Source organism: Chryseobacterium sp. ON_d1, from assembly GCF_006829085.1.
Taxonomy (GTDB): domain Bacteria; phylum Bacteroidota; class Bacteroidia; order Flavobacteriales; family Weeksellaceae; genus Chryseobacterium.
This window is the reverse complement of record NZ_BJTC01000006.1, coordinates 66,755-89,055: the sequence shown is the minus strand read 5'-3', so window position 1 is coordinate 89,055 and position 22,301 is coordinate 66,755. Positions and strand designations below refer to the sequence as shown.

17 protein-coding genes and 1 tRNA gene are annotated in these 22,301 nt (G+C 36.5%); 6 read left to right on the top strand and 12 right to left on the bottom strand.

Annotation, left to right across the window (positions count from 1 at the left end; all coding sequences use genetic code 11):
- The first annotated feature begins 73 nt into the window (after window positions 1-73).
- Window positions 74-769 (top strand): hypothetical protein, encoded by a 696-nt coding sequence (locus CRS_RS10860; RefSeq protein ID WP_142724089.1) that lies wholly within the window; start codon window positions 74-76, stop codon window positions 767-769.
- Window positions 770-880: 111 nt separating this feature from the next.
- Here CRS_RS10860 and CRS_RS10855 read toward each other — a convergent pair whose 3' ends face one another.
- The gene (locus CRS_RS10855; RefSeq protein ID WP_172617039.1) at window positions 881-1,675 is read right to left on the bottom strand and encodes a DUF2490 domain-containing protein; all 795 of its coding nucleotides are present in this window, start codon (window positions 1,673-1,675) and stop codon (window positions 881-883) included.
- A gap of 487 nt (window positions 1,676-2,162) precedes the next feature.
- On the opposite strand from CRS_RS10855, the gene CRS_RS10850 reads away from it, so the two are divergent.
- The gene (locus tag CRS_RS10850; protein ID WP_142724087.1) at window positions 2,163-4,631 is read left to right on the top strand and encodes a TonB-dependent receptor; all 2,469 of its coding nucleotides are present in this window, start codon (window positions 2,163-2,165) and stop codon (window positions 4,629-4,631) included.
- 79 nt (window positions 4,632-4,710) lie between these two features.
- Here CRS_RS10850 and CRS_RS10845 read toward each other — a convergent pair whose 3' ends face one another.
- From CRS_RS10845 to CRS_RS10830, 4 genes are all read right to left on the bottom strand, one after another.
- The gene (locus CRS_RS10845) at window positions 4,711-5,445 is read right to left on the bottom strand and encodes a hypothetical protein (RefSeq protein WP_142724086.1); all 735 of its coding nucleotides are present in this window, start codon (window positions 5,443-5,445) and stop codon (window positions 4,711-4,713) included.
- 417 nt (window positions 5,446-5,862) lie between these two features.
- Window positions 5,863-6,279 carry a hypothetical protein gene (locus CRS_RS10840; protein ID WP_142724085.1) on the bottom strand — a complete coding sequence of 139 codons (417 nt, stop codon included), beginning with the start codon at window positions 6,277-6,279 and terminating at the stop codon, window positions 5,863-5,865.
- A 178-nt stretch (window positions 6,280-6,457) separates the two neighbouring features.
- Window positions 6,458-6,544 (bottom strand) — tRNA-Ser (locus tag CRS_RS10835).
- Window positions 6,545-6,599: 55 nt separating this feature from the next.
- The gene (locus CRS_RS10830; protein WP_142724084.1) at window positions 6,600-7,616 is read right to left on the bottom strand and encodes an asparaginase; all 1,017 of its coding nucleotides are present in this window, start codon (window positions 7,614-7,616) and stop codon (window positions 6,600-6,602) included.
- A 163-nt stretch (window positions 7,617-7,779) separates the two neighbouring features.
- Between CRS_RS10830 and CRS_RS10825 the strand changes: the two genes are divergently transcribed.
- Complete coding sequence (locus CRS_RS10825) at window positions 7,780-8,460, top strand: RNA methyltransferase (RefSeq protein ID WP_142724083.1); 681 nt, start codon at window positions 7,780-7,782, stop codon at window positions 8,458-8,460.
- A 47-nt stretch (window positions 8,461-8,507) separates the two neighbouring features.
- Here CRS_RS10825 and CRS_RS10820 read toward each other — a convergent pair whose 3' ends face one another.
- Window positions 8,508-9,203, bottom strand: coding sequence for a 16S rRNA (uracil(1498)-N(3))-methyltransferase (locus CRS_RS10820; RefSeq protein WP_142724082.1), 696 nt, complete (start codon window positions 9,201-9,203; stop codon window positions 8,508-8,510).
- Window positions 9,204-9,490: 287 nt separating this feature from the next.
- On the bottom strand, window positions 9,491-10,507 hold the full coding sequence (gene tsaD, locus CRS_RS10815) for a tRNA (adenosine(37)-N6)-threonylcarbamoyltransferase complex transferase subunit TsaD (protein ID WP_142724081.1): 1,017 nt from the start codon (window positions 10,505-10,507) through the stop codon (window positions 9,491-9,493).
- 4 nt (window positions 10,508-10,511) lie between these two features.
- Between tsaD and CRS_RS10810 the strand changes: the two genes are divergently transcribed.
- From CRS_RS10810 to CRS_RS10800, 3 genes are all read left to right on the top strand, one after another.
- Complete coding sequence (locus tag CRS_RS10810) at window positions 10,512-15,302, top strand: translocation/assembly module TamB (protein WP_142724080.1); 4,791 nt, start codon at window positions 10,512-10,514, stop codon at window positions 15,300-15,302.
- Window positions 15,303-15,436: 134 nt separating this feature from the next.
- Window positions 15,437-15,907, top strand: a complete 471-nt coding sequence (locus CRS_RS10805) for an Lrp/AsnC family transcriptional regulator (protein WP_002984446.1) — start codon at window positions 15,437-15,439, stop codon at window positions 15,905-15,907.
- 68 nt (window positions 15,908-15,975) lie between these two features.
- On the top strand, window positions 15,976-16,353 hold the full coding sequence (locus CRS_RS10800; RefSeq protein WP_142724079.1) for a hypothetical protein: 378 nt from the start codon (window positions 15,976-15,978) through the stop codon (window positions 16,351-16,353).
- A 93-nt stretch (window positions 16,354-16,446) separates the two neighbouring features.
- On the opposite strand, the gene gwsS is transcribed toward CRS_RS10800, so the two are convergent.
- The 5 genes from gwsS to CRS_RS10775 all read right to left on the bottom strand — a co-directional run bounded on the left by gwsS (window position 16,447) and on the right by CRS_RS10775 (window position 22,064).
- The gene (gene gwsS, locus CRS_RS10795) at window positions 16,447-17,517 is read right to left on the bottom strand and encodes a grasp-with-spasm system SPASM domain peptide maturase (RefSeq protein ID WP_142724078.1); all 1,071 of its coding nucleotides are present in this window, start codon (window positions 17,515-17,517) and stop codon (window positions 16,447-16,449) included.
- Between the two features lie 175 nt (window positions 17,518-17,692).
- Window positions 17,693-18,595: a grasp-with-spasm system ATP-grasp peptide maturase gene (gene gwsG / locus CRS_RS10790; RefSeq protein WP_142724077.1), complete on the bottom strand. Its 903-nt coding sequence runs from the start codon at window positions 18,593-18,595 to the stop codon at window positions 17,693-17,695.
- Window positions 18,592-19,497: a hypothetical protein gene (locus CRS_RS10785; RefSeq protein WP_142724076.1), complete on the bottom strand. Its 906-nt coding sequence runs from the start codon at window positions 19,495-19,497 to the stop codon at window positions 18,592-18,594. Before CRS_RS10785 ends, gwsG begins: the two co-directional genes overlap by 4 nt.
- A 65-nt stretch (window positions 19,498-19,562) precedes the next feature.
- Window positions 19,563-19,763 carry a TIGR04139 family peptide modification target gene (locus CRS_RS10780; RefSeq protein ID WP_172617038.1) on the bottom strand — a complete coding sequence of 67 codons (201 nt, stop codon included), beginning with the start codon at window positions 19,761-19,763 and terminating at the stop codon, window positions 19,563-19,565.
- 450 nt (window positions 19,764-20,213) lie between these two features.
- Window positions 20,214-22,064 (bottom strand): hypothetical protein, encoded by a 1,851-nt coding sequence (locus CRS_RS10775; protein WP_142724074.1) that lies wholly within the window; start codon window positions 22,062-22,064, stop codon window positions 20,214-20,216.
- Window positions 22,065-22,301 lie beyond the last annotated feature (237 nt).

The window sequence follows — 22,301 nt, the reverse complement described above, 5'->3', positions numbered from 1 at the left end:
TTCACAAAAAATATATTGCGTCAAGTTTTGTCGCATTACAGATATAGCTTTGTCATATCAAAATTACAGAGCTATGGAATTGCCATTTTACTTAAACTTTAACGACTTTGAACGTAATTATTACGATAACCTTGAAAAATGGTTTGAAGAATATCATAACACCAGCGAAACAGATTATCTGAATGCGCTTGCTGAACTTTACAGTCCTTACGTCTATTACAATTTTGCTGAAGACAGGTTGAAGCCGGATGCCTCCATTGAAGTGAAAGACTGTTTTTTTCCTTATCATGAAAAAATAGGAATCTCTTTCTGTATTGATTGTGAAAACGGAATCCAGCCAGCCAATAAGATACACCAGGTATTTGAATTTAAAAATATTTCCATGATGGAATATGCCCAGCATATTCTGGATAAGATCAATAAGTTTTGTTCCAAAAATCCTCAGGCTCTTGATGGCAGCAAGAATATTCAGGATTATCTTAATAACTATGCTGTTGTTACCTCAGTAGATGGGGTGGGATATTGTATCAGCTATAACCGCCATCAGAAAGCAATACCTTTTTTGAAAGCGTACTTACCCTACTATGGGCAGACAGTCAATATGGCGGTGTACAGGGATTTTCTTTTTTCCATTGTACAGATTGCAGAATTTATTGACCAGAAACTAAAAACTGTACATGCTTTTAAGGATACAATTTATGCCCGTTCTAAAGCTGAAGCAAAATTTAATGTACAGATGAGCCGTGAATATCTGAAGCTTTGCAACTAAATTATACACCAAACATTCATACTTAATTATATTGTGGAAAAACTTATGTTTTTCAAACAAAAATCCCAGTCAGTGATGATTGGGATTTTGTTTGTAAAAATGAGAATTTTTTTACTGTCTCTTTCTGTAAGGAATATTCCAGATCAGATCAGCTGCCAGATAATGAACGCCTCCATGATGAATGCTTCTGCTGCCTCGGATCAGATCATCCATATACCCTAAATCTACCGTAAAAGGAGAGTTTGGAATGGTCAATATATAGTAAGCTGCAATCCGCATTTCACGATACCCGAACGGGGTCCACTCCGAATCCGCGTCATTGAGGTGGCTTATGGAAAAAAGAGCTTCTGCGCTTAGTGCCAGCTTCTGATTGTTTTTTGGAGATAAGTTATATGTTAATTGGCTTTTAATACGGGTTCTTAGCTGAAAATCTTCCTCTGCTTTATGAAAGTCTGCATCAAAAAACTTCCTGAATTCCTGCCTTATCACATTTTTCAGTTTCCATCTTTTTCCAAGATCAAATGTGTATGCATATCTTCCGTAAATCCTGAATTCCTGTTCTGTGTATTCTTTATCATAAGGGGCTGTACTTTCATACTGTGGCTGGCGTCGGTAACTTAAAGCATAGCTATACTGCTGGTGAGGGGCAAAGGAATGATACACTTCATGATTTAAAACAATGATGGCCTGCTTCGAAAACAGATTATGATGATCCGGGCTGCTTTTTCTCCCGATGGCAACATAGCTCAAAGCCTGTTTTTTCCCCAGAGAGTCCAGTTGCTGCTTAATACCAAAGGCACCCCAGAATGCATTGTTGGCATCTCCTAACCCTGGTGGGCTGATCTGTGCTTTGATGGTGGTTCCTATGCACCCCAATACAATTAATACTGCAAAAATTTTCTTCATGCTCAATAATGTGGATAGCTGTTTTACGGCTAATTTTAAATGACTGCGAAACCATAAGATGGAAAAGAATACCGCTGATACGCAGAGAGAATACTTTATTGTCGTAAAATTATTGGCTTTGTTCATAAAATGTTTATTCAAAATCTTTTAATACTGTTTAAAATCAAGACAAAATAAACATCTGATTTAGGATAGAATTAGGAACAGGAGCTTTTAAAAACCTTTTCTTATTTTCATAATTAATAAAATTGTGGATAACATGTGGATAATTTATTAACAACATGTGGAAAAGTCAGCTTACCATTCTTTATTGAAGGCTGGATAACGATTAAGCCCCTGTTTTAGTGGGTGTTTCTAAAATTGCCAGAACCTGGATTCTATAGATTTTAAAATTTATTTAGAATAATTCAAATTAATATTGTGGGAGAGTTTATGATTCCGTTATTTTGCACCTTTATTTATAATCACTTTAAATAAGGCTGAAAAAATGATGCAATCTAATGAATGTATGTCTGCTGAAGGATATATGGCTCATTCCGTGGGAACGAAGCAAAATGATATTTCAATACAGAAACCACAGTGGTCAAAGCCATTTTTTATTTTTTTATTCTCTCTGATAGGGTTAATGACAATACATGCTCAGAATTTACAGGGTGGGATCTCGGGAAAAGTAAATATGGTAGATGGACAGCCGTTGAGGGCAATATCTGTTTCGTTGCCGGAAGCAAATCGCCAGACCCTTACAGATGATGAAGGATATTATCATTTTGCCAATCTGAATGCCGGTTCATATACCCTAAAGCTACAGATTCTTGGAACCAAAGAAGTTCGCCTTCCGGTGGAGGTAAAAGCTGGGGAAACAACCACACTGGATTATCAGCTGACCAAAGAAAATATTCAGGCTATACAGGAAGTGGTCATTATGAAAAACACAAACCGTTTTTCGAAAAAAGAAAGTGGTTTTGTAGCCAGACTGCCCTTGAAAAATTTAGAAAATCCGCAGGTATACAATACGGTTACCAAAGAATTATTTCAGGAACAGGTTGCTGTAGATCTGGGAAGCATTTCCAAAAATGTACCGGGAGCAGGAGTTCCTATGATTGCCAATCAGGGAAGGGTGACATTCCGTTCAAGAGGATTTGAAACAGAGCCTAACGCCAGAAATGGAGTAGCAGGGGCTGCGTTTTCAGTAATAGATCCTGTAAACCTTGAACGTATAGAAGCTATTAAAGGACCTTCAGCTACTTTATTCGGAAAGAGTGTGGCCAGCAGTTACGGAGGAGTATACAACAGGGTGACCAAAAAGCCTTACAATGATTTTGGTGGTGAAGCAGGGTATGTAGGAGGAAGCTGGAATTACAACAGGCTGACAGTAGATGTCAATACACCGGTGAACAAAGACAGAACTGCTCTTTTCCGTCTTAACGCCGCAGGCACCTTTGAAAAGAGTTTCCAGGATCTTGGGTTTACCAATTCTCTGGCGATTGCGCCGAGCTTTTCCTATCAGATTAATGACCGCATGTCCCTTCTGTTAGATGTGGAATTCAACCAGGCAAAAGGAACATCGGTTGTCCGCTTCAATCCATATACAGGAAGTAATAAAATTCAGTCCATTGCGGATATGAAATTTCCTTACTATAAAAAATTTCTGGGTGATGACCTGGCTTATGAAACACAGATGCTGAACATTTTTGCGCAGATGAATTATAAAGTTTCAGAAAACTGGACGTCTCAGACAATATTATCACGGGCACGATCTACAATCAACGGATATATTTCAGCCATCAATGGGAAGACAGATTCTACGGCAAGTGCTCAGGTTATGGTGGGAACGACTTCATTTATTGCAACCAATATTCAGCAGAACTTTATCGGAGATTTCCGTATCGGACGTTTCAGAAACAGAATGGTTGTTGGATTGGACTTTTATAACAATTCCAATCATTTTGACCGTTATCATACCAACACCAAAGTATTTAATTTTGTTCATCCGTCACCGGACTTCAGAGTCAACAGCAATATAATCGATGCGCTTACAGCTACTTCTGCTTTCAGAAAGGAAAATAATAGTGACAATACCTATGCTGCTTATATCTCAGATGTTTTTAATATTACGGATCAACTGATGGTAATGGCCAGTTTGAGGGTAGACCGGTTTCAGTTTAAAGGAGTTTATGATATTACGACGGGAGAAATCAAAGGAGGCCTTAGCAACAGTGGAACGCAATCCGGGCCTTATGGGCAGACCGCTTTTTCACCTAAAATGGGCATCGTTTATGAAGTATTGAAAAATAAACTTTCTCTGTTTGGGAACTATATGAATGGTTTTAATAACGTAAGTGGAACAGATATCAACGGGAATATCTTCAAGCCTGAATATGCCAATCAGCTGGAATTTGGAGTAAAGGCAGATGTTTTCAATCACAGACTTGTAGGTACTTTAAGCTATTACAATATACGGGTGGATAATATTTTAAGAACCAACCCGGATGATATTAATTATTCCATACAGGATGGGACACAGGTGAGTAAAGGAATAGAGGCTGAGCTGACGGCCAACCCGTTTGACGGATTCAATGTTGTGGCCGGATATGCGTATAATGACAGTAAATATACCAATGCCAACCCTTCGGTCAATGGTTTAAGGCCTGCATTGTCCGGTCCTGCCAATATGTTCAACTTCTGGATCAGTTACCGTATTCCTCAAGGAAAATTAAAAGGTCTGGGAATAGGTGGCGGCGGAAATATGGGATCCTCTTCATATCAGACCAATACACAAACAACTAAAGTGATTATTCCGTCTTACAAAATGTTTGATCTAGGTATTTTCTACGATCAGCCAAAATATAGAGTAGGACTGAAATTTGACAATATTACCAACGAAAAAGCATGGTCTGTGCGTTTGACTCCACAGGCTCCATCACGTTTTCTTGGAAGCGTTTCCTTGAAATTCTAAATAAGGTTGAATAGTTGATATAAAAGTCCCGGATTCAGAGATCCGGGACTTTTATATTATAAAGATTTTCTAAGTTTCCTTAATTCCTCCAGAGACAGTAATTATTACGGTATCTTATCTTTGTGTAAGGGGTTCCCTGAAATACTCCGGAAGTATTCTCCTGCCAATCCTGTCTGATTACATAAAGCCCTCGCATGGTAGGTTTAAAGAAAGCTTTATGATTCTCATTTACCGGAATATTCTTTTCCCAGTTTTCAGGGTTAAAGATCCTAAGCATTGTTCCTTTCTCTGCAGGTTTCATATTGCGGTAAGGAAAAATGGTATAAACGCCGTTTTTTTCAGAAAGCCGTATATCCATCAATGGAAGTGGTGGATTGTTATTAGATGGGATTCCCACCTGATAAGCTCCGCACATAAAATCAATGGGCCTTACATTTTCCTGCGGATTTTGAGACCTTACCAGAACGGGTTGCTGGTCATTCATTCCTAAAATTCTATAAGTTCCTTCCTGGTCTGGAGTAAAAGTTCCTTCCCAATGATCTCCTTTAGGCTGTAATTCGATTTTTAATTTTTCACCTCTGGCATTAAAAAGAAAAAAAATAAAATCTTTGATCCTCTGAAATTCGGGTCCAGTGGTCCGGTGACGCTCACTAAGGTCATCAATAAAACCATAACATACCTGAATATTTACAGGATCTTTTAATTTTCCTGATCCGTGAATTTCCATCCAATAGGCACTGGCTTTTGCAGATTGGGGCAATAGAAAAAATGCTGAAAGTAACAGCAATGAGAATGCTGTCTTTAGGGTATACATATTTGATTGAATCGTATTTTGGGAGCAAATTTAGTGAAAAATGAAATTCTGAAATTATTGTACCGATAGGATTTTCAAATCGAGGTTGTTTTAACTTTTATAATCATTATTTTAACTACAAATCGAAGATTCGACGAAGTCAAAAGGCACAAAAGTTTTAAACACTTAAGTTTTTTCAGAATCAAACCTTATGCGTAATAAATGCTCCTAAGTTTTACGAAATCTTTTCTGCGGGATTATTTTAAACTTACTGAAGTGAAATCAAGTGTTTTAAATAAAACCTTCTGTGACTTTTGTGGTTGGGTAAAGCTTAAATAACCTTATCATTAATAATGACAAAAAGAAATGCTTTTAAACAGTGAATAGCCACAATATGCAGCATATTGTGGCTATTTGGCTATAGACTGTTTATTTATATTAGTTCTGTCTTACTCCGCACATGGCGTCCCATGTTGTCCAGAAATGGGCGTTGATCGCTCCAACAGGAGGATGCGTGCTGTCAGCAACGATGCCTACCATAGAAGCACAGTTGGAGTTACATCCTATTTCATTATTACTTCCTGTCTGAGGCGGAATCTGACGCCATGTACCCGTAGATCCGCTTAACAATTCCACTTTGATATCAAAGATCCCTGAAAGATTAGGGGTCTGAATTTGTTTGGTAGGGTTTTCACTAGAGATAAAGTCGCTCCAGTCTCCCTGTGAAAAGGTTACACGCCATGTAGAGATCATTCTGGAAGTTTCATTTTGTGGTGAAAGGTATACCCAGAACTGTGCTCCGTTTCCCAGGACTAACTGACCTGAAGAATTCGCATTTACACTTGTTGATGTCATGATTAGGTTGTTTTTAGTTGATTAGATTGTAGTTCAAAGTAACGAAGTACAAAGAAGAAATGGTAGCGTAGAAACTACCAATTATTATACTGAGTAGAAATACCTATAGGTTAATAATCAAAAAATTCAGTTCATAAAAAATCCTGTGCTAATCATTAGCACAGGATTTAGTTTCTTGCAGAAAGGAAGGGATTCGAACCCTCGATACAGTTACCCGTATACTACCTTTCCAGGGTAGCTCCTTCAACCACTCGGACACCTTTCTTTTTGAGATTGCAAAAATAGTGTATTTTCTGGAATATCCAAATTATTATTGCAATTTAATCTGTAATTTCTCCACAAAGGCTTCTGGTGAAATTATCTGCAAAGCTTCCGGTATAGCTTGGATTATCTATAAGGTGCATGGCTTTGGTAATAGCCGTTTCCGCAGTCATATCTCTTCCGCTGATGGCGCCAATTCTTGAAAAAACATTGCTGTTTTCATACTTTCCAAATGAGATACCTCCTGAAATACATTGGCTTACCACCACAATCTCAGTTCCGTTGTTTCTGATTTCCTGAAGTGTTTCCTGTGTTTTTTCACTGCTGAAAATTGTTCCTGAACCGAACACCTGAAGAATCAGAACCTTCATTTTAGGGATTTCTCTGAAATGGCTCAAATGCATACCAGGGAAAATTCTCCAGAATAAAATATCTTCGGAAATATGCTCATCAACATGAAATTCTACTGTAGGGTCACAGCGGAATAAGTTGTCTTTGATAATATTCAAATGAACTCCTGACTGACCAAGAATTGGGTAATTCGGACTTGCGTACGCATCAAAATATTCTGCAGAATATTTCAATGTTCTGTTTCCTCTTAACAATTTGTACTCAAAGTAAATGGCAACCTCCTGAATAACCGCTTCATCATTTTCATAGAGGCTGGCATAATAAAGGCTGGTCAGCAGATTTTCTTTGGCATCTGTTCTCAGGTCACCAATCGGAAGCTGAGAACCGGTCATGATCACCGGTTTTCTTAACCCTTTTAGCATGAAACTCAGTGCTGAAGCCGTGTAAGACATGGTGTCGGTTCCGTGAAGGATCAGGAAGCCGTCATAATCATTATAATTTTTGTGAATATAATTGGCGATAACCCTCCATTCTTCAGGCCCCATATCCGAAGAGTCTAGCGGTTTGGCGAAAGGATGAACAAAGACTTCACATTCCATGAGCCTCATTTCAGGCATCTTTTCAAATATATTACCAAAATCAAAGGCACGGAGACTTCCGGTTTCGTAATCTTTTTCCATTCCGATGGTTCCACCGGTATAGATGAGCAGGACTTTTCGCTTCATGTACTAATTTTAATTAAGAATTGGAGCCCGATTAGGGTTCATAGGCCAAAATTACGTTAATTTGCAAAGATTTGAAAATGGATGAAACGCTTATCGTGAAATTTTATAAAAATAAAATGGAAATTGTTGACGTTTTATGGGGCTAATGAAAAAAAATAACTAAATGCGGATGAGTGATTTAGCGCAAACTTTTGAATATTTAAAACAGTTTTTGACCGAAGAAAGACTGGCTAAAATTGAACATTTCTCCAAAGAAAGTTCAGACTTTGTGCTTCCGGTAGTGGAAGATGTCTATCAGTTTAGAAATGCAGCGGCAATTGTACGCTCTGTAGAAGCTTGCGGTTTTCATAAAGTGGTGGCCTTACAGGAAGAATATAGTTTTGAGCCTAATCTTCGCGTAACAAAGGGAGCAGATACATGGGTTGAGGTTGAAAAACTTCCCCGGAATATGGAATCTTTTCAGAATATTAAAGACAGAGGATACAAAATAGTGGCTGTTTCACTGGAGAATAATGCTAAAATGCTTCCTGAATATGAAGTAACAGAACCTATTGCTTTGGTTTTTGGAACTGAAATGGAAGGTGTTTCTCAGGAGATTTTAGATTTTGCGGATGAAACGCTGGCGATTCCGATGTATGGCTTTACAAGAAGCTTCAATGTTTCTGTAGCGGCTTCAATCTGTATGTATGAATTGAAACAGAAACTGATAAAATCTGATATCGACTATAAATTGAATGAAGATAAACTTTTAAGGATGAAAATCCTTTGGGCAGTGAATTCAATCAGAAGCGGACAGCAGATTTTTGAAAAATATCTGAAAGAAAATAATATTGACTGGAAATAGTCAATCTGAAATAAAAAAGAGAAGGTTGAGCAACCTTCTCTTTATATTTATATCATATTATAATAATTCCATGCTGCCACAAAAACGCCAGCTGTTTCCGTTCTCAGTCTTTGATTCCCAAGTGATACAGCTCTTACCTTATTTTCTGCTAAAAATGCAATCTCCTTTTCAGAAAAATCACCTTCCGGACCTATTAAAAATGTAAGCTTTTCCATCTTAGGAATATTTTTCAGAGCAATTCTTTCCAGGTCTTCATGGCAATGGGCTACAAAAGTATGTTCCGGATCAATACTTTTCAGGAAATCCTGAATTTTAATTAAATCATTGATAACCGGAAAATGAAATCTCAAACTTTGCTTTGATGCCGCAACAGCTTGTTTCCTGATCTTATCAATATTGACGTTTTTACGTTCTGTTTTCTCAGTCTGCAGGATCGTAATCTCAGAAATGCCCATTTCCACAGCTTTTTCCACAAAGAATTCGATCCTGTCAATATTTTTGGTAGGAGCAATGGCAATATGAAGCCTGGGGTTGAATTCAGGCATATTTTCTTTGATCTCTGAAATTTCAATACCAGCTTTCTTCCCTTCTATAATGAGTTTTCCGGAAGCCAGTTTTCCTTTGCCATCTGTCACATGAATATCCTCTCCATCTTTCATCCGAAGAACTTTCACAATATGCTGCTGCTCTTCATCGTTGATGCTGACTTTTTGATCTGTTATTTCTCCGTAGAATAATTTCATTTTCTTTTTTTTATGAGCCACGAAGTGGCGCTATAATTAGCAAAGACTGCAGGTCTTTGTCTGAATTAATGTTTGTTTATCTGAGCTCTGAAAGAGCGAAATATTAATCCCAGACATATCTTTCATCAAATTCCATATCATAATTTCTAAGAAACATTAAAAACTCTTCCTTGAAATTTTTGATTGTATGATGTTGTTTTTGATTGCTGATGTATGCCTATTTATCTCTGTTTCAAAGGGCTTAAAACCCTTTGCTTTTTACGTCACCACTTCGTGGCTCCGCATCCTTATAAATCATATTTTGCCGTTGCCGTTGTTCTGAGATCTGTAAATTCTCCTCTTTCAAATTTCAGCTTTGCTACCATAGCGATCATAGCAGCATTATCTGTAGTATATTCAAATTTCGGAATATAGATATTCCAGCCCAGTTTTTCTTTATTGTCTTCCATGGCTTTTCTCAAGGCAGAATTGGCAGAAACACCTCCTGCGATAGCAACTTCATTTACGTTGAGATCTTTGGCTGCTTTTTCAAGCTTATTCATCAGAATCTCAATAATGGATTTCTGAACGGAAGCGCAGAGGTCATTAAGATTTTCCTTAATGAAATCAGGATTCTTTCTGACCTCTTTCTGGATGAAATACAATACAGAAGTTTTAATTCCACTGAAAGAATAATCATAATTTTCCAGCTTGGGTTTATTGAATTTAAAAGCATCAGGATTTCCTTCTTTGGCCAGTCTGTCAATGATAGGTCCGGCCGGATAATCAAGGTCAAAGATTTTTCCTATTTTATCAAAAGCTTCTCCTGCGGCATCATCGATGGTTTTTCCAATAATGTCCATATCGAAATAGTCTTTTACCAGCACAATCATGGTATGTCCGCCACTTACTGTAAGACATAGGAAAGGAAAGGCAGGCGGCACAGGATTTGCATCCTCGATGAAATGGGCCAGAATGTGGGCTTGAAGGTGATTTACTTCAATTAACGGAACATTGAGGCTCATAGCCAGAGACTTAGCAAATGATGTTCCTACAAGAAGAGATCCTAAAAGTCCGGGTCCGCGTGTAAATCCTATAGCTGAGATTGCATTTTGTTGTATATTTGCTTTAGAAAAAGATTTTTCAACAACGGGGATAATATTTTGCTGATGGGCACGTGAAGCCAGTTCCGGAACAACACCACCATATTCTTTGTGGATGGCCTGGTTCGCGGCAATGTTTGAAAGAATAGAATTTCCCTTGATGATAGCTGCTGAGGTGTCGTCGCAGGACGATTCAATACCTAAAATTATAGAGTCGCTCATAATAATGGCAAAGTTAGAGAATAATAACGAGAATGAGAATAAAAAATCAGTAGCTGAAAACTTAGGTGATCAGGTACAAAAGACTGTCGAAAATGTAGAGGAGAAAGTTCGGGAGACAGTGAAAGAAGCATCTGAGCTTGCTTCAGATGCCATACATCATCCTGTGGAAACGGCTGAAGAGTTTGGGAAGCAGGCCATGAAAGACGTTACCAGCTATACCTGGTGGGCAAAGCTTCTTTTGATTCTCTTTTGGCTGGGGATTGTTTTTGTTGGAGGAGTTCTTATTGCCATTAATCTTCCGGTGACAAAGCAATGGGCGGCTGATCAGGCGCTGAAACTTGTTAATAACGATTTCAAATCTGACTTTTCTACGGAAAGTGTAGATGTGAATTACTTCGGAGATGTTACCATAAAAGGTTTAAAAGTAAAAGATTATAAAGGCTTTAATTTTATTACAGCCCGTGAGTTTCGTGCTGATTCAGACTGGATATCTCTTGCTGTGAATGCCATTTCCGGAAACAGCAATTCCTTAAGTTTTAACTCTCTCGCTCTTGTTAATGCCGATGTAAAAGTAATTACTTATAAGGGTGACAGCATTTCTAATTTTGTAAGATTTGTAGAACTTTTTGATAACGGAAAGAAAAGAGATCCGAAAAAACCTCCTTTTCAGCTGAATTCCAGGATACAGATTATTGATTCCAAAGTTTCTATTGTTAATCAAAATTCTTCAGGAGAACATGGCAAATGGCTTACAGCAACAAAATTCAACTTAAAAGCGCCTAATGTAAAAGTCAACGGTCCGAATGTTTCGGCGTTAATCAATAATATGTCATTTGTCACTTCAAGATGGGGGAAAGACCATATTGTAGATACTTTTTCAACAGAACTTTCCTTAACGAAGCAGTTTTTGTCATTAAAAGATCTTACGCTGAATACAGATCATACTTTACTTCAGGGTGATATTAAATTTAATCTTCATGACGGATCGTGGGCAGATTTTGCAGATAAAGTACGCTGGGATATGAATATCAAGCAGGGAAGCCAGTTAAGCGGTTACGATATCAGCTATTTTGTGACGAACTGGGATAATATTAAGCCGTTCAATCTTTCAGGAACAATGACCGGGCCTTTAAATAAGTTCCATCTGGAAAACTTCCTGATCAGAAATCCCGATGTTAATATTGCCACGAAAACAATGAAGGTGGACCATTTACTGAAAGGACATTTTGCAATCGAAACGAAGGATCTTTCCACAGATTTTACCTACAAAGATTTAAAAGCAATGATGCCTTCATTTATTTCCAAAAAGATGAAGAATTTTGCTGATGATTTCGGGAAGTTAAAGTATAACGGAACAGCAAAAGTAAATCCGGACCAGATCTATGTGGATAGCGGAAACCTGATGACAGGAATCGGACAGGCGAAAATCTCCAGACTTACTTTGACAGGTTACAGCACGGCTATGCCAAAATATTCAGGTTATCTTGACGTGAAAGACCTTAATACCTCTGTGATTACCAAGAATAAAACAGTGGGTTTAATTTCGGGTAAATTTGATCTTAACGGGCAAAGCTTTGATGTTAATACCATGCGTCTGACCACAAAATCTCAGATTGCAAGTGTTGAAATTATGGATAAAACGATCAATAATCTTTATCTGGACGGATTGTTGGATCATAAAAAATACAATGGACTCATTACTGTAAATGATGAGCAGGCAAAAGCTACCATCAAAGGATTAATAGACTTCAGTACATCAAGGATTGCAATGGATGTCAATGCTGATGTCACTTATCTGAATATGAACTACTTTACCAATAAACCGGGGAGTCAGGTGGTAAGCGGACAGGTTGAAGGGAAAATGGCAATGTCTTCCATTAACGACCTCACTTTAGATGTTAATGCCAATAATCTTCACTTTGCTTCTGCCACTCAAAAATATAATATTCCGAACGCCAAGTTAAAAACATTTGTAGAAGGAGGGTCCCGTGTAATAGATGTAGATGCGCCAGGTGCTGCTACCGGTAAAATATCCGGGAAATACAGCCTGGCAGATCTTGCCGGAATGGTAGAAAACGGAGTCGGAAAAATTTTGGTAGGACCCCCTCCGAGAAAATTATACCGTGGACAGAATTTTGCCCTTAAGTTTGATGTTCAGCAGGGATTAATCAACTACTTCTTGCCTGACCTGAGGTTACCACAGGGAGCGGTGGTGGAAGGGGAATATGACGGAAATTCAAATAATCTGATCCTGAATCTTGATGCAGCTTCTTTAAAATATATCATGACAAAGGAAGAAGAAATTACAGATGCTGATAAAGCACTTGCTGCTTCTAATCCTGATTATAAAGTGAACGACAGGAAGAATGTCAACAGGGACAGTGCTATGGTGGATAGTGTTAAGATCAGAATTAATACCGCAGATCTTAATCAGCAGTTGTATGCCAAGATCAATAGAGTGATCTATAATAAAAATGTCATTAAAGATTTCGAGCTTAAAGGAAATAATGAGAATGGGAATACGTTGCATCTGGCCACCGTATTTAAGCATGGAAGTCCTGATGATGAGATTAATGAAAAACTTAAGGAATATGCCATCAATGTTGACCAGTCTACAGATGCCGTGGGTGATTATGTATTCAGGTTTGAACCTACTGAAGTAAAATTCAATGAAGTTACCTGGGCTATAGATACAAGTCCTGAACTGAATCATTCCATTACGTACAGAAAGAAGACAGGGGATTTTGATATCAGGAATCTGCGCGTTTATTCTGATAAGAGTGCTCTGTTTATTAAAGAAGCGCAGTTTAAATCAGCAAAAGATTTTTACGTAGATGCAGATATCAATGATTTTGCTGTAGAAAAACTGCTGGAAATGCAGTCAGGAGGGAATACCATGGATATAAAGGGTCTTGCCAACGGAAGTGTTAAGATCAAAATGGATAAAAGCACCCTTCAGCCTTTGGTAGATCTCAATATTGATGATATTAAGATGAATGGTAACGATATGGGAGATATTTCTATTGCTGCTACCAATGGTTTTTCACTGAATGTCTATGATATTGATGTAAAAGTGCATTCTGCAGGAGTGTTGGGAAATAACAGTCTTAATCTGACAGGAACTGTTAACAATAATACGTCTTCTCCTATTATCGACCTTACCGCAGAAATGCGTGATTTTGATCTGTCATTTACACAGCAGTTTGTGCAGACTATTTTCGGAAATCTTCGTGGAAAAGCTACGGGAGATCTGAAAATCAATGGAAAGCTTAACAACCTTGACTATAGCGGTGATATTGCTCTGAAAGATTTTGGATTAAAACTTTTGTTTACAGGAGTAGATTATTCATTTGATGATACTGTAATCCAGCTGTCGAAAGGACTTGCTATCCTCAACAATATTGAGGTTCATGACGGAAGAACCAATTCTAAGGGGAATATTTCCGGGGCAATCCAGTTTGAAACACTTTCATCAATGGGGGTATCTCTGGTAATGAGAGCTGACAATCTTTTGATGCTTAATACCACACAGAAAGATTCTGACCTGTTTTGGGGAAGAGTTTACGGGCAGGGAGACCTGTATGTGGATGGACCGGTTTCGGGGCTAAGTATAACAACTCCTAACATGAAGGCGCTTAACGGAAGTACTTTTACCTTCAATTCCGGCTCTACGTCCAATGTTGAAGAATTTAAAATGCTGAGGTTCCTTAAAGAAGGAAAAGACGGTCTGATCACACTCGAGGAAAAGAAAAAAACAGGAGCCAATATGAATATTGATTTCAACCTGGCTGTAGACAAAGGAACTACTGTCAACGTACTGGTAGGAGATGATGTAGGAAATATTACGGTAAAAGGCTCTGCTGATCCGTTGAGGTTCCATATGAACAGGCAGGGGAATATTGCCATGAGTGGTACTTATAAAGTAGATAACGGAACATTCGTTTCTAAGGCTATTCTTAACAAAACATTCCAGATTGAAAGAAACAGCAGTATCAGATGGGATGGTGATGCAATGAAACCCGCATTAGATATTAACGCCAACTACATAAGAATGGTTTCCAATGCCGGAGAGTATCTTAGTATGGGAAAACTGCAGCCTATCAGTATCCTGCTTCAGGCCCATATAACCCAGTCGCTGGTGGATCCTCAGATTGATCTTAACGTAACTGCCATGGATGTGTCCAGCCAGGTAAGGGAAACGCTCGCCGCAAAGATGAGCCAGGAGGGAGAGAAGGTCCTTCAGTTTGGATCTGTCCTGCTGTTGAGTACTTTTAATGTCTCCAATACCGGTGGGGTGGATGTGAATGTAGGGAATGTAGCGGAGTCTTCAGGGTATAATATGCTTCTGAAACAGTTGGGATCTGTTCTTAATACCATGAGTAATGAATTCCAGATCGACCTTAACTATGTAAAAGGTGATCAGAATTCAAACTTCGGAGACAGGGCTAATGCAGGGGTGAGTGTTGCTGTTTCTCCAAGGGTTAATATTAAGACAGGTTTGGGTATTCCTTTATCAAAAACAGATGGTGCACAAAACAATTACCTTTCTACGGAAGGTTCAGTCGAGTATGACCTGTCTAAAAAGAATGACGGTTCATTGGTCATCCGTGCTTATTCCAAGCCTACCAACATCGGAATGGTGAGTACAAACGGTTCTACTAATCAAGCGTATGGAGGAGGGGTTGTGTGGAGTAAAAGCTTCAATTCTTTGTTTAAAAAGAAGAAAAAAGACAAAAAAAGTTCAGATGCAAAAGGTGAAATAAAAACAGATTCTATAAAATCGCAAGGTAAATAATTAGAATATTTTAATGATTTTTATCATCTGTGTTAATTATTGTTAATATTTGATATATATTTTTTAGTTAAATTATTTTTCGTAAATTTGCAAAAAATACATAGATTTTTTAAAAAAATTGTAATTTAACTAATATGAACTATCAACTGGACGAAATAGACAAGAAGATTCTTGATTTCTTAGTAGAAAACACAAGAATGCCTTTTACTGAAATTGCAAAGCAGATGGATGTTTCTGCTGGAACAATTCACGTAAGAGTGAAAAAGATGGAAGATGCAGGTATTATTTTGGGATCATCTCTTAATATCGATTATGGTAAGCTGGATTATCACTTTACAGCTTTCATAGGTATCCTTTTGACAAAGTCAAACCGTACTCAGGAAGTATTGAAAGAGTTGTCAACTATTCCTAACGTAATCGAAGCTAGCGTAATTTCAGGAAAATATAATATTTTCTGTAAAGTAAGAGCTAAAAATACCGATGACGCTAAAAGAATTATCTATCAGATCGATGACATTCAGGACGTAATGAGAACTGAAAGTATGATTTCTATGGAAGAATTCTTAAGTGACAAAAACAGACTGATCAACGCGATCTCTGTTTAATCAAATTTTAAACGAATAATTATAAAAGAACTTATGAAATTACTCATAAGTTCTTTATTTTTGCAGGTATGGAAGAGTACAGCTATTTTGACGAAGACCCAAAGAAAGGATGGGGATTCATACTGGCATTTGCTGCCTTGATGTTGTTTACTATAATGGGACTTGGAATAGATGTGGATGAGTATCTGCAGCATGAATACCTGGAGATTCCTAGGTGGTACTTCTATATTATTTTTTCCATTGACGTACTGATGATGATTGGGCTGGTGCTGATGTTCTTTTACAGAAAAGTGGGAATAGTTATGTTTCCGGCTTTACTGGTACTGCATTTCTTTATGCACAATTATTATCTTTCTACATTCCTTTATACGGATGTTACCAATCTTTTCCTGTTTACAGGATTCGGAATGCTGGCTATTATTCCGAAATGGAAATTTTTTAAATAAGGCAAGGCTTAGGCATTGGCAATAAGATAATAAAACCGCTTTTAAATTCTATTTAAAAGCGGTTTTCGAATAATAAGAGGGATGAGAAAAATACTATTTAAGCTCAAGCGAATGGAAAATCTGTTGTTTTAAAGGATTCTCTAACCAGTCTTCCCATACACCTGAATAGGGATTATAACCACATTTAAGGGGTTTTGATACATCCAGACCTTCCTTGTTTTTTTCGGCATTCTCGGTATATGCCCTGCAGTCTGTGCAGACATACCGGAACTCACAGTCTTTACAGGTCTCTATGCTGTCTTTGGTAAGGTTCCAGTATTGTTTGAAACCAGGCTGAAATAAGGCTGCTTCAAGGCTTTGATTTTGGATATTCCCATAGCTTTCATTCATCAGAGGACAGTTTCTGATGTTGCCATGTCTGTCAATACCTATCTTTTTATACAGGCAGGAATTGTGATTCATTGCTTCCAGTATTTTTGGAAGGTTCGTGTTGAAATATTTCAGATCCACTTTTCCACAGGCAGATAGTTTCAGGTCATCTTTCAGAAAATTCAGCGAAAATCTGTATTCATCTTTAGCTTTGAAAGGAGGGTTCGAGCAATTGTAGAAAATGAGACTGTATATTCTGACTGTATTTTTGTGAAGAGCCTGTATAAAAGATAGATTGGTTTCCTTATGAAATGGTGAAAAGACTTCTATTCCTGACAGCACTGAGGTTTTAAAAGTATCATCAATTTCTATGAATTCATTTATTGTTAAAGGTTTTAAACTATAAATCACCAGATGTTTAATGCCAAGGTTTTCTACAGAAGGTTTTATTTTTTTCAGCAGCTCTATATCTTCCATTTCGATAAAGAGATTTGTTATAGCACTGGGCTCATGATATTCATAAGAAAGAGGAGGAAAGTTCCTGTCCCAATCGTTTTCAGTAATAAATCCATATTCTTTTTCCAGCAGAAGATTAATATATTCCTGAACAATTGACCTGGATTCTTCATCATAATCTTGCAGTATGTCTTCAAGAGAATGTTTTTTAATTTCTTCTATCAGTTCGTACAATTCCAAGGGATATAATTCCGATACATTTCTCTGTAGATCTGAAATAAGAATTCTGGTGGCTCCTTTTGTGATCACAATTGTTGAAAAAAGATTAAAGTATTTCATAGTAATCTTGTCAGAAATTTATAAGGATTAAGTTTAGCATAAGAATCCGTAAAATATTTTTCACAAGGAATGGTAATGCTAAAATGCTTTTTCTCACGACTTTTACTTTTTACAACGTCAATATATTTAAATGTGAGAGGAAGTGTATGTTTTTCTTTGCTAGTAAAATCTCTTTTCATAAATAATCAGCTATTTCTTTTTCCAATAAATAATTACATATTACTGATATTCCCAAAAACTGGCCTACAGGATTGATTTCTAAAAAATAATATTTACGATCATTTTTAATGAAATCAAGAGAACCGGAATTAAGATCTAATGACTTCATTAGCTGATGTATTTTTTGTTCAATATTTTTCGGAAGATTATAAGGAACTTTTCTATTTGGTTTTTCATCATTGTACCTCCTAAAGTCAATTTTAGTCTGGTTATCATTTTGCGAAAAGATGGCTGTAGACCAGACTTTACCATTTAAATAAAAGCTTCTTATCTCAAAATCTTTTTCAATTTTTTCCTGAAAGAAAGTGATAAAAAAATTTTCGTCTTCATTTTCTTGAACAATTGTTGTATACATCATACCACTGGAATCTTTGAGTATGTTTTCCATTCGCGGATTTCCACCAATGGTTTTGATGATTGTTTTATTTAAAGTAACATCATCTGTGGTGTCAGCCAGAAAATAAGACGGAACATCTAATCCAACTTTTTGAGCCGCTTCAAGCACGAGAAGTTTATTGATATCACTATTGCTTTGTTTATTAATATGTTTTTTTGACTCTAAAACCTTTATTATATAATCTTCCAACCAGTGTTGATATTCATTCATATTAAGATTAATTGCTTCATTTTTATAATGCAGGCGGTTAAACTTCAACCCACCTCTTCTATACCAGATACTAGTAATTTCATCAATAAAAAAACAATTTCTCGGGCTTTCTAGATAAATCCGTTTTTCTTGGATTTTAATATCAAAAATTTCATCTTCATGCACCCGGATAAAGCTTTTATCCAATTTTAGTAGCCATTTAATGACTTCTGTAGTCGTTATTTCGTTATTTTGAGAAATGATCAGTATCAATTTTTCTTTTTTATTTTTTTGAAGAAATCTTTTGTAATCAACTGAGCATGCTTTAAGCTTGGCAGCCCTATGCTTTTGCGATTACGATTGACGGTTGCGGAGTCTTTTATATTTTCATATCCTTGATAAACGCCATAAGTATAAGGTACTTTATGGTGTAAATTATTTCTATCTATCATAGCTGCGTAGTCTCGTGGGGGACATTCACCGGATTTTACATACTCTAATACTTTTATTTTCAAATATGAGTAATACTCTTCATAATCGGCCATATGAAGTAACATGGGGCCGGAGGGCATAAAAAAATCACCATTCCATAAACCTATTTTTTGCAGGTCTGGAAATCCATAGTTCTCAAACATCCACCTAAGAAGTTCAGCATTCTTTTTATCATTTTTATTGATATCTGCATAATTTGAATCAATACGACTGTCTTGATCACGTTTAAACGCGACTGTAAAAGAATCTACAAGTTTTTGATTAAGTCTTTTTTTCCATTCTTCAACTTTCAATTCCATTTCTTGTCTGTCAATACCATATTTTTGATAGAGTTGTATAAAGCTAGTATCTTGCTTTTTATATTTCCAATTAGGTGCAACTAACGGAATAAGCTTGTAAAGACTTTTCTTTCCTCCGAAATTTTTGTGATGTTGATCTGCAAGCTTTATATAATTTTCATATTCTTCTCTCCGTTCCTGGTTTTTGGGAGGATATTGTCTGAATATTTTTTTGTACTGCTTGATCGTCAATATTGTATCCTTTTGAAAACGAAATATACTGTCGATTTCATTGATCTTATTATAATAGGTTATATAGTTTAAATTTTTGCTCTTACAGCTTGTAAGAGCAAAAATTATGGCTATTAAAGCAAATGAAGTATAGTTCCAAATATCTTTTTTCATAAATTCTCTAACGAATATGATCTGATAGAAAAAGATAGAGGGATACCCCTCTATCTGTATTAATATTAATTAATGCTGGTATCTATTTTCAAAGTGCTGATACGAACGCCATCTTTCCATGTCTCTTTATCATAACATGTAGAACCACAATCTGTTTCTACATATTTATAATCATCTCCACCTAAAATAGATTTTAGATCTTTTCTTTGTAATTTTTTGTTTTCTGTAGAAGAGAAGCCACCCTTCATTCCATTTAATTTTTTCATTGTGATAAAATTTTTGTGTTGTGTAAAATCATTTGTGTCATACAAACCCTGACATTTGGGTTGAATAATTCTCATATTTATCATGTACTGTACACATACATTTTAAAGCTGAAGAATATATTTCATCAACGTTGATGCTTCCAAATCTATAAAATATTAGATCACTTTGATGGGATAAAATTTGCAAATGATTTGTTTTTTTTATGTACACAAATACAAATTTTAATATAAAATATAATTGAGTATTGGTGAAATATTTATAATTAAAAAAAATATAAACTAAACTTATACAAGCGAATAAAAAAAATAAAATATACCAATAAAGTACTGTGTATTATTTTCTATTGTACAATAATGCAAAAAGTAAAAAATAAAAGCAGAAGATGAACCATCTGGTTGTAAGAAATTTTTGGTCTGCTGATAATAGAGGCTGTAAAAGAGCAGAAATATTTACTCAGAAAATATTCCTCTAAAAAAAGTATCTAAAGCTGTAGTTTCATCCAGTCCGAACTTTTTTTTCAAACGATATTTAGTCATTCTTACACTTTTCGGTTCCACATTGAGAAGGTTGGCAATTTGTTTGGTATCCATTCCAAGATAAATATAGGCGCAGTATTTCAGGTCCAGTGCAGTGAGCTTCAGTTTTGCCTTATCATCGATGTTTTTAAAGAAATCCGGATGAAGTTCCTGAATGGTGAATCTGATCTTTTCAAAATCATTATCCACTCGGTTTTCTCCCTTTACCACCTGATGAATATTAATATCAGCGTCAGAAAGCTGAGTCTGAAGTTGCTGAAGGACTTTATTCTTATGCAGGAGATGCAGATGACTGGCCAGTACTTCGCTTTGAAGTTTTTGCTGTTGAAGTGTAAGAAGCTCCTGCTCAGCTTTTAATCTTGCCTGTTCTTCTTCCTGCAGTTTGATCTGCATTTCTGCCTCATGTTTTTCAGTATCAAGTTTATTTTCTCTTTCAATAGAATATTTCAGTTTAAAATGATAAGAACGGAACATAAAAAATGCACCAGCCAATCCAATAATCCCCAGAATAATGTATAATAGTTTCTCTCTTTTTAGACGGTCTGTTTTTTCTGTAAGAATCTGAAGTTCAGATTCTTTTTTCCGGGACTGATATTGTGCTTCCAGCCTTTTGGCAGTTTCTGCCTGCCCTTCATCAAACAGCAGATTACTGTATTCTGCTACCTTTGATTCATATTCAAATGCTTTCTGATAATTTTTTTGCTTTGCATACAGCTTGGCAAGATCTTTCACTACGTTGATCATGACATGGTAATAAACCGGCTGCTGAGTAAGAAGAATTTGTTCTGCTTTCAGAAGATAATGCTCAGATAAAGCATCATTCTGATCCCGTGAAGCAAGGTTACTTAAAACTCCCAGCGCCCCTGCCTGAATTCCCTGGTTAAGGGTCGTGTGCCGGGTAAGCGTTAAAATTTCGTTGGCATTATTCTGAATATCCTCACGGATTGCAGGAGTCATGACAGGATAGTTTAAATAATAATTGATAAGATTAAGCAATGCCATGGCATGTACATGGGATGAAATGCGGCCAGGGAATTTATAATATAAAGAAACAGCTTTTTTACAAGTTTGTATTACAGGTTCAAGGTCTTTTAGATTTCCTGTTTTTTCATGAAGAAAAGAATAGCATACGGCTAGGGCAGAATAGGCTGAGCTCAGCATATTCTTATTTCCTGATTTTTCGGAAAGTTCAATTGCTTTTTTTGCATATTTGTTGGCATTTTCAGCATCATTCCATTCTGTATAGATTGCATAGAGAAGATAATTCAGCTTTGCATTCAGAAGAATTTCTGAAGGCTGCCTTTCAACAAGCGGAAGGAGTTTCTGTACCTGCCTGATTGTATTTTCAGTTTCCCCCAAAGCATTGATATAATAAATATTCAGATAACCGGCATATAATAAAGCTGTTTTATCATTGCTTTTTTGAACAACTAAGTTCGCAGCGTCAATAATGCCAGGAATCTTATCATATTCAGACTGATTGAGCTTAATAATGCCCTGCTGAGTAAGAGCCTTTACTTCTTCAGCATTGTTTTTTTCTCTTCTGGCAAGCTGCAGCTGTAGCTGAATATATTTTTCGGCTGTACTATACTGATCACTAACCCTGTAATATTCTGTAAGCTCATTGTATGCCCTGAATTTTTGTTCAATAGAAATATCATCTCCTCTCAATTGGTTTTTGAGGCTGTCAATAAATGTATTCTGTGCTTGGTATAGGGTGCAGATAAAAAGTAGACAAAATAAAAATGAGTACTTCAGTTTCATAGGGGTGAAAGTACAAAAATTGTAGACACCTGTCAATTTTCCCTATGAAAAAATAAAAACAGGTTATTTATTTAAGTATTTGTTAATGAGTTGTTTATTTGTTTGTGTAGTCGTTTTGTAGTCACCTGAAATCTGAGTTGAAGATATTTTGTAGCTACAGAAAAGAAGCTGTACACATTTTTCTGTGGCAATTTTACAACAGATAAAAAATCAGAAATATTCACTTAAATTTTTACA

Coding starts and splice junctions, on each gene's coding strand:
- CRS_RS10775 (WP_142724074.1), bottom strand. CDS start 22,064: ATGAAACTGAAGTACTCATTTTTATTTTGTCTACTTTTTATCTGCACC.
- CRS_RS10840 (WP_142724085.1), bottom strand. CDS start 6,279: ATGACATCAACAAGTGTAAATGCGAATTCTTCAGGTCAGTTAGTCCTG.
- CRS_RS10855 (WP_172617039.1), bottom strand. CDS start 1,675: ATGAAGAAAATTTTTGCAGTATTAATTGTATTGGGGTGCATAGGAACC.
- CRS_RS10810 (WP_142724080.1), top strand. CDS start 10,512: ATGGCAAAGTTAGAGAATAATAACGAGAATGAGAATAAAAAATCAGTA.
- CRS_RS10805 (WP_002984446.1), top strand. CDS start 15,437: ATGAACTATCAACTGGACGAAATAGACAAGAAGATTCTTGATTTCTTA.
- CRS_RS10845 (WP_142724086.1), bottom strand. CDS start 5,445: ATGTATACCCTAAAGACAGCATTCTCATTGCTGTTACTTTCAGCATTT.
- tsaD (WP_142724081.1), bottom strand. CDS start 10,507: ATGAGCGACTCTATAATTTTAGGTATTGAATCGTCCTGCGACGACACC.
- CRS_RS10800 (WP_142724079.1), top strand. CDS start 15,976: ATGGAAGAGTACAGCTATTTTGACGAAGACCCAAAGAAAGGATGGGGA.
- CRS_RS10850 (WP_142724087.1), top strand. CDS start 2,163: ATGATGCAATCTAATGAATGTATGTCTGCTGAAGGATATATGGCTCAT.
- CRS_RS10825 (WP_142724083.1), top strand. CDS start 7,780: ATGCGGATGAGTGATTTAGCGCAAACTTTTGAATATTTAAAACAGTTT.
- gwsS (WP_142724078.1), bottom strand. CDS start 17,517: ATGAAATACTTTAATCTTTTTTCAACAATTGTGATCACAAAAGGAGCC.
- CRS_RS10780 (WP_172617038.1), bottom strand. CDS start 19,763: ATGAAAAAATTAAATGGAATGAAGGGTGGCTTCTCTTCTACAGAAAAC.
- CRS_RS10830 (WP_142724084.1), bottom strand. CDS start 7,616: ATGAAGCGAAAAGTCCTGCTCATCTATACCGGTGGAACCATCGGAATG.
- CRS_RS10820 (WP_142724082.1), bottom strand. CDS start 9,203: ATGAAATTATTCTACGGAGAAATAACAGATCAAAAAGTCAGCATCAAC.
- CRS_RS10785 (WP_142724076.1), bottom strand. CDS start 19,497: ATGAAAAAAGATATTTGGAACTATACTTCATTTGCTTTAATAGCCATA.
- CRS_RS10860 (WP_142724089.1), top strand. CDS start 74: ATGGAATTGCCATTTTACTTAAACTTTAACGACTTTGAACGTAATTAT.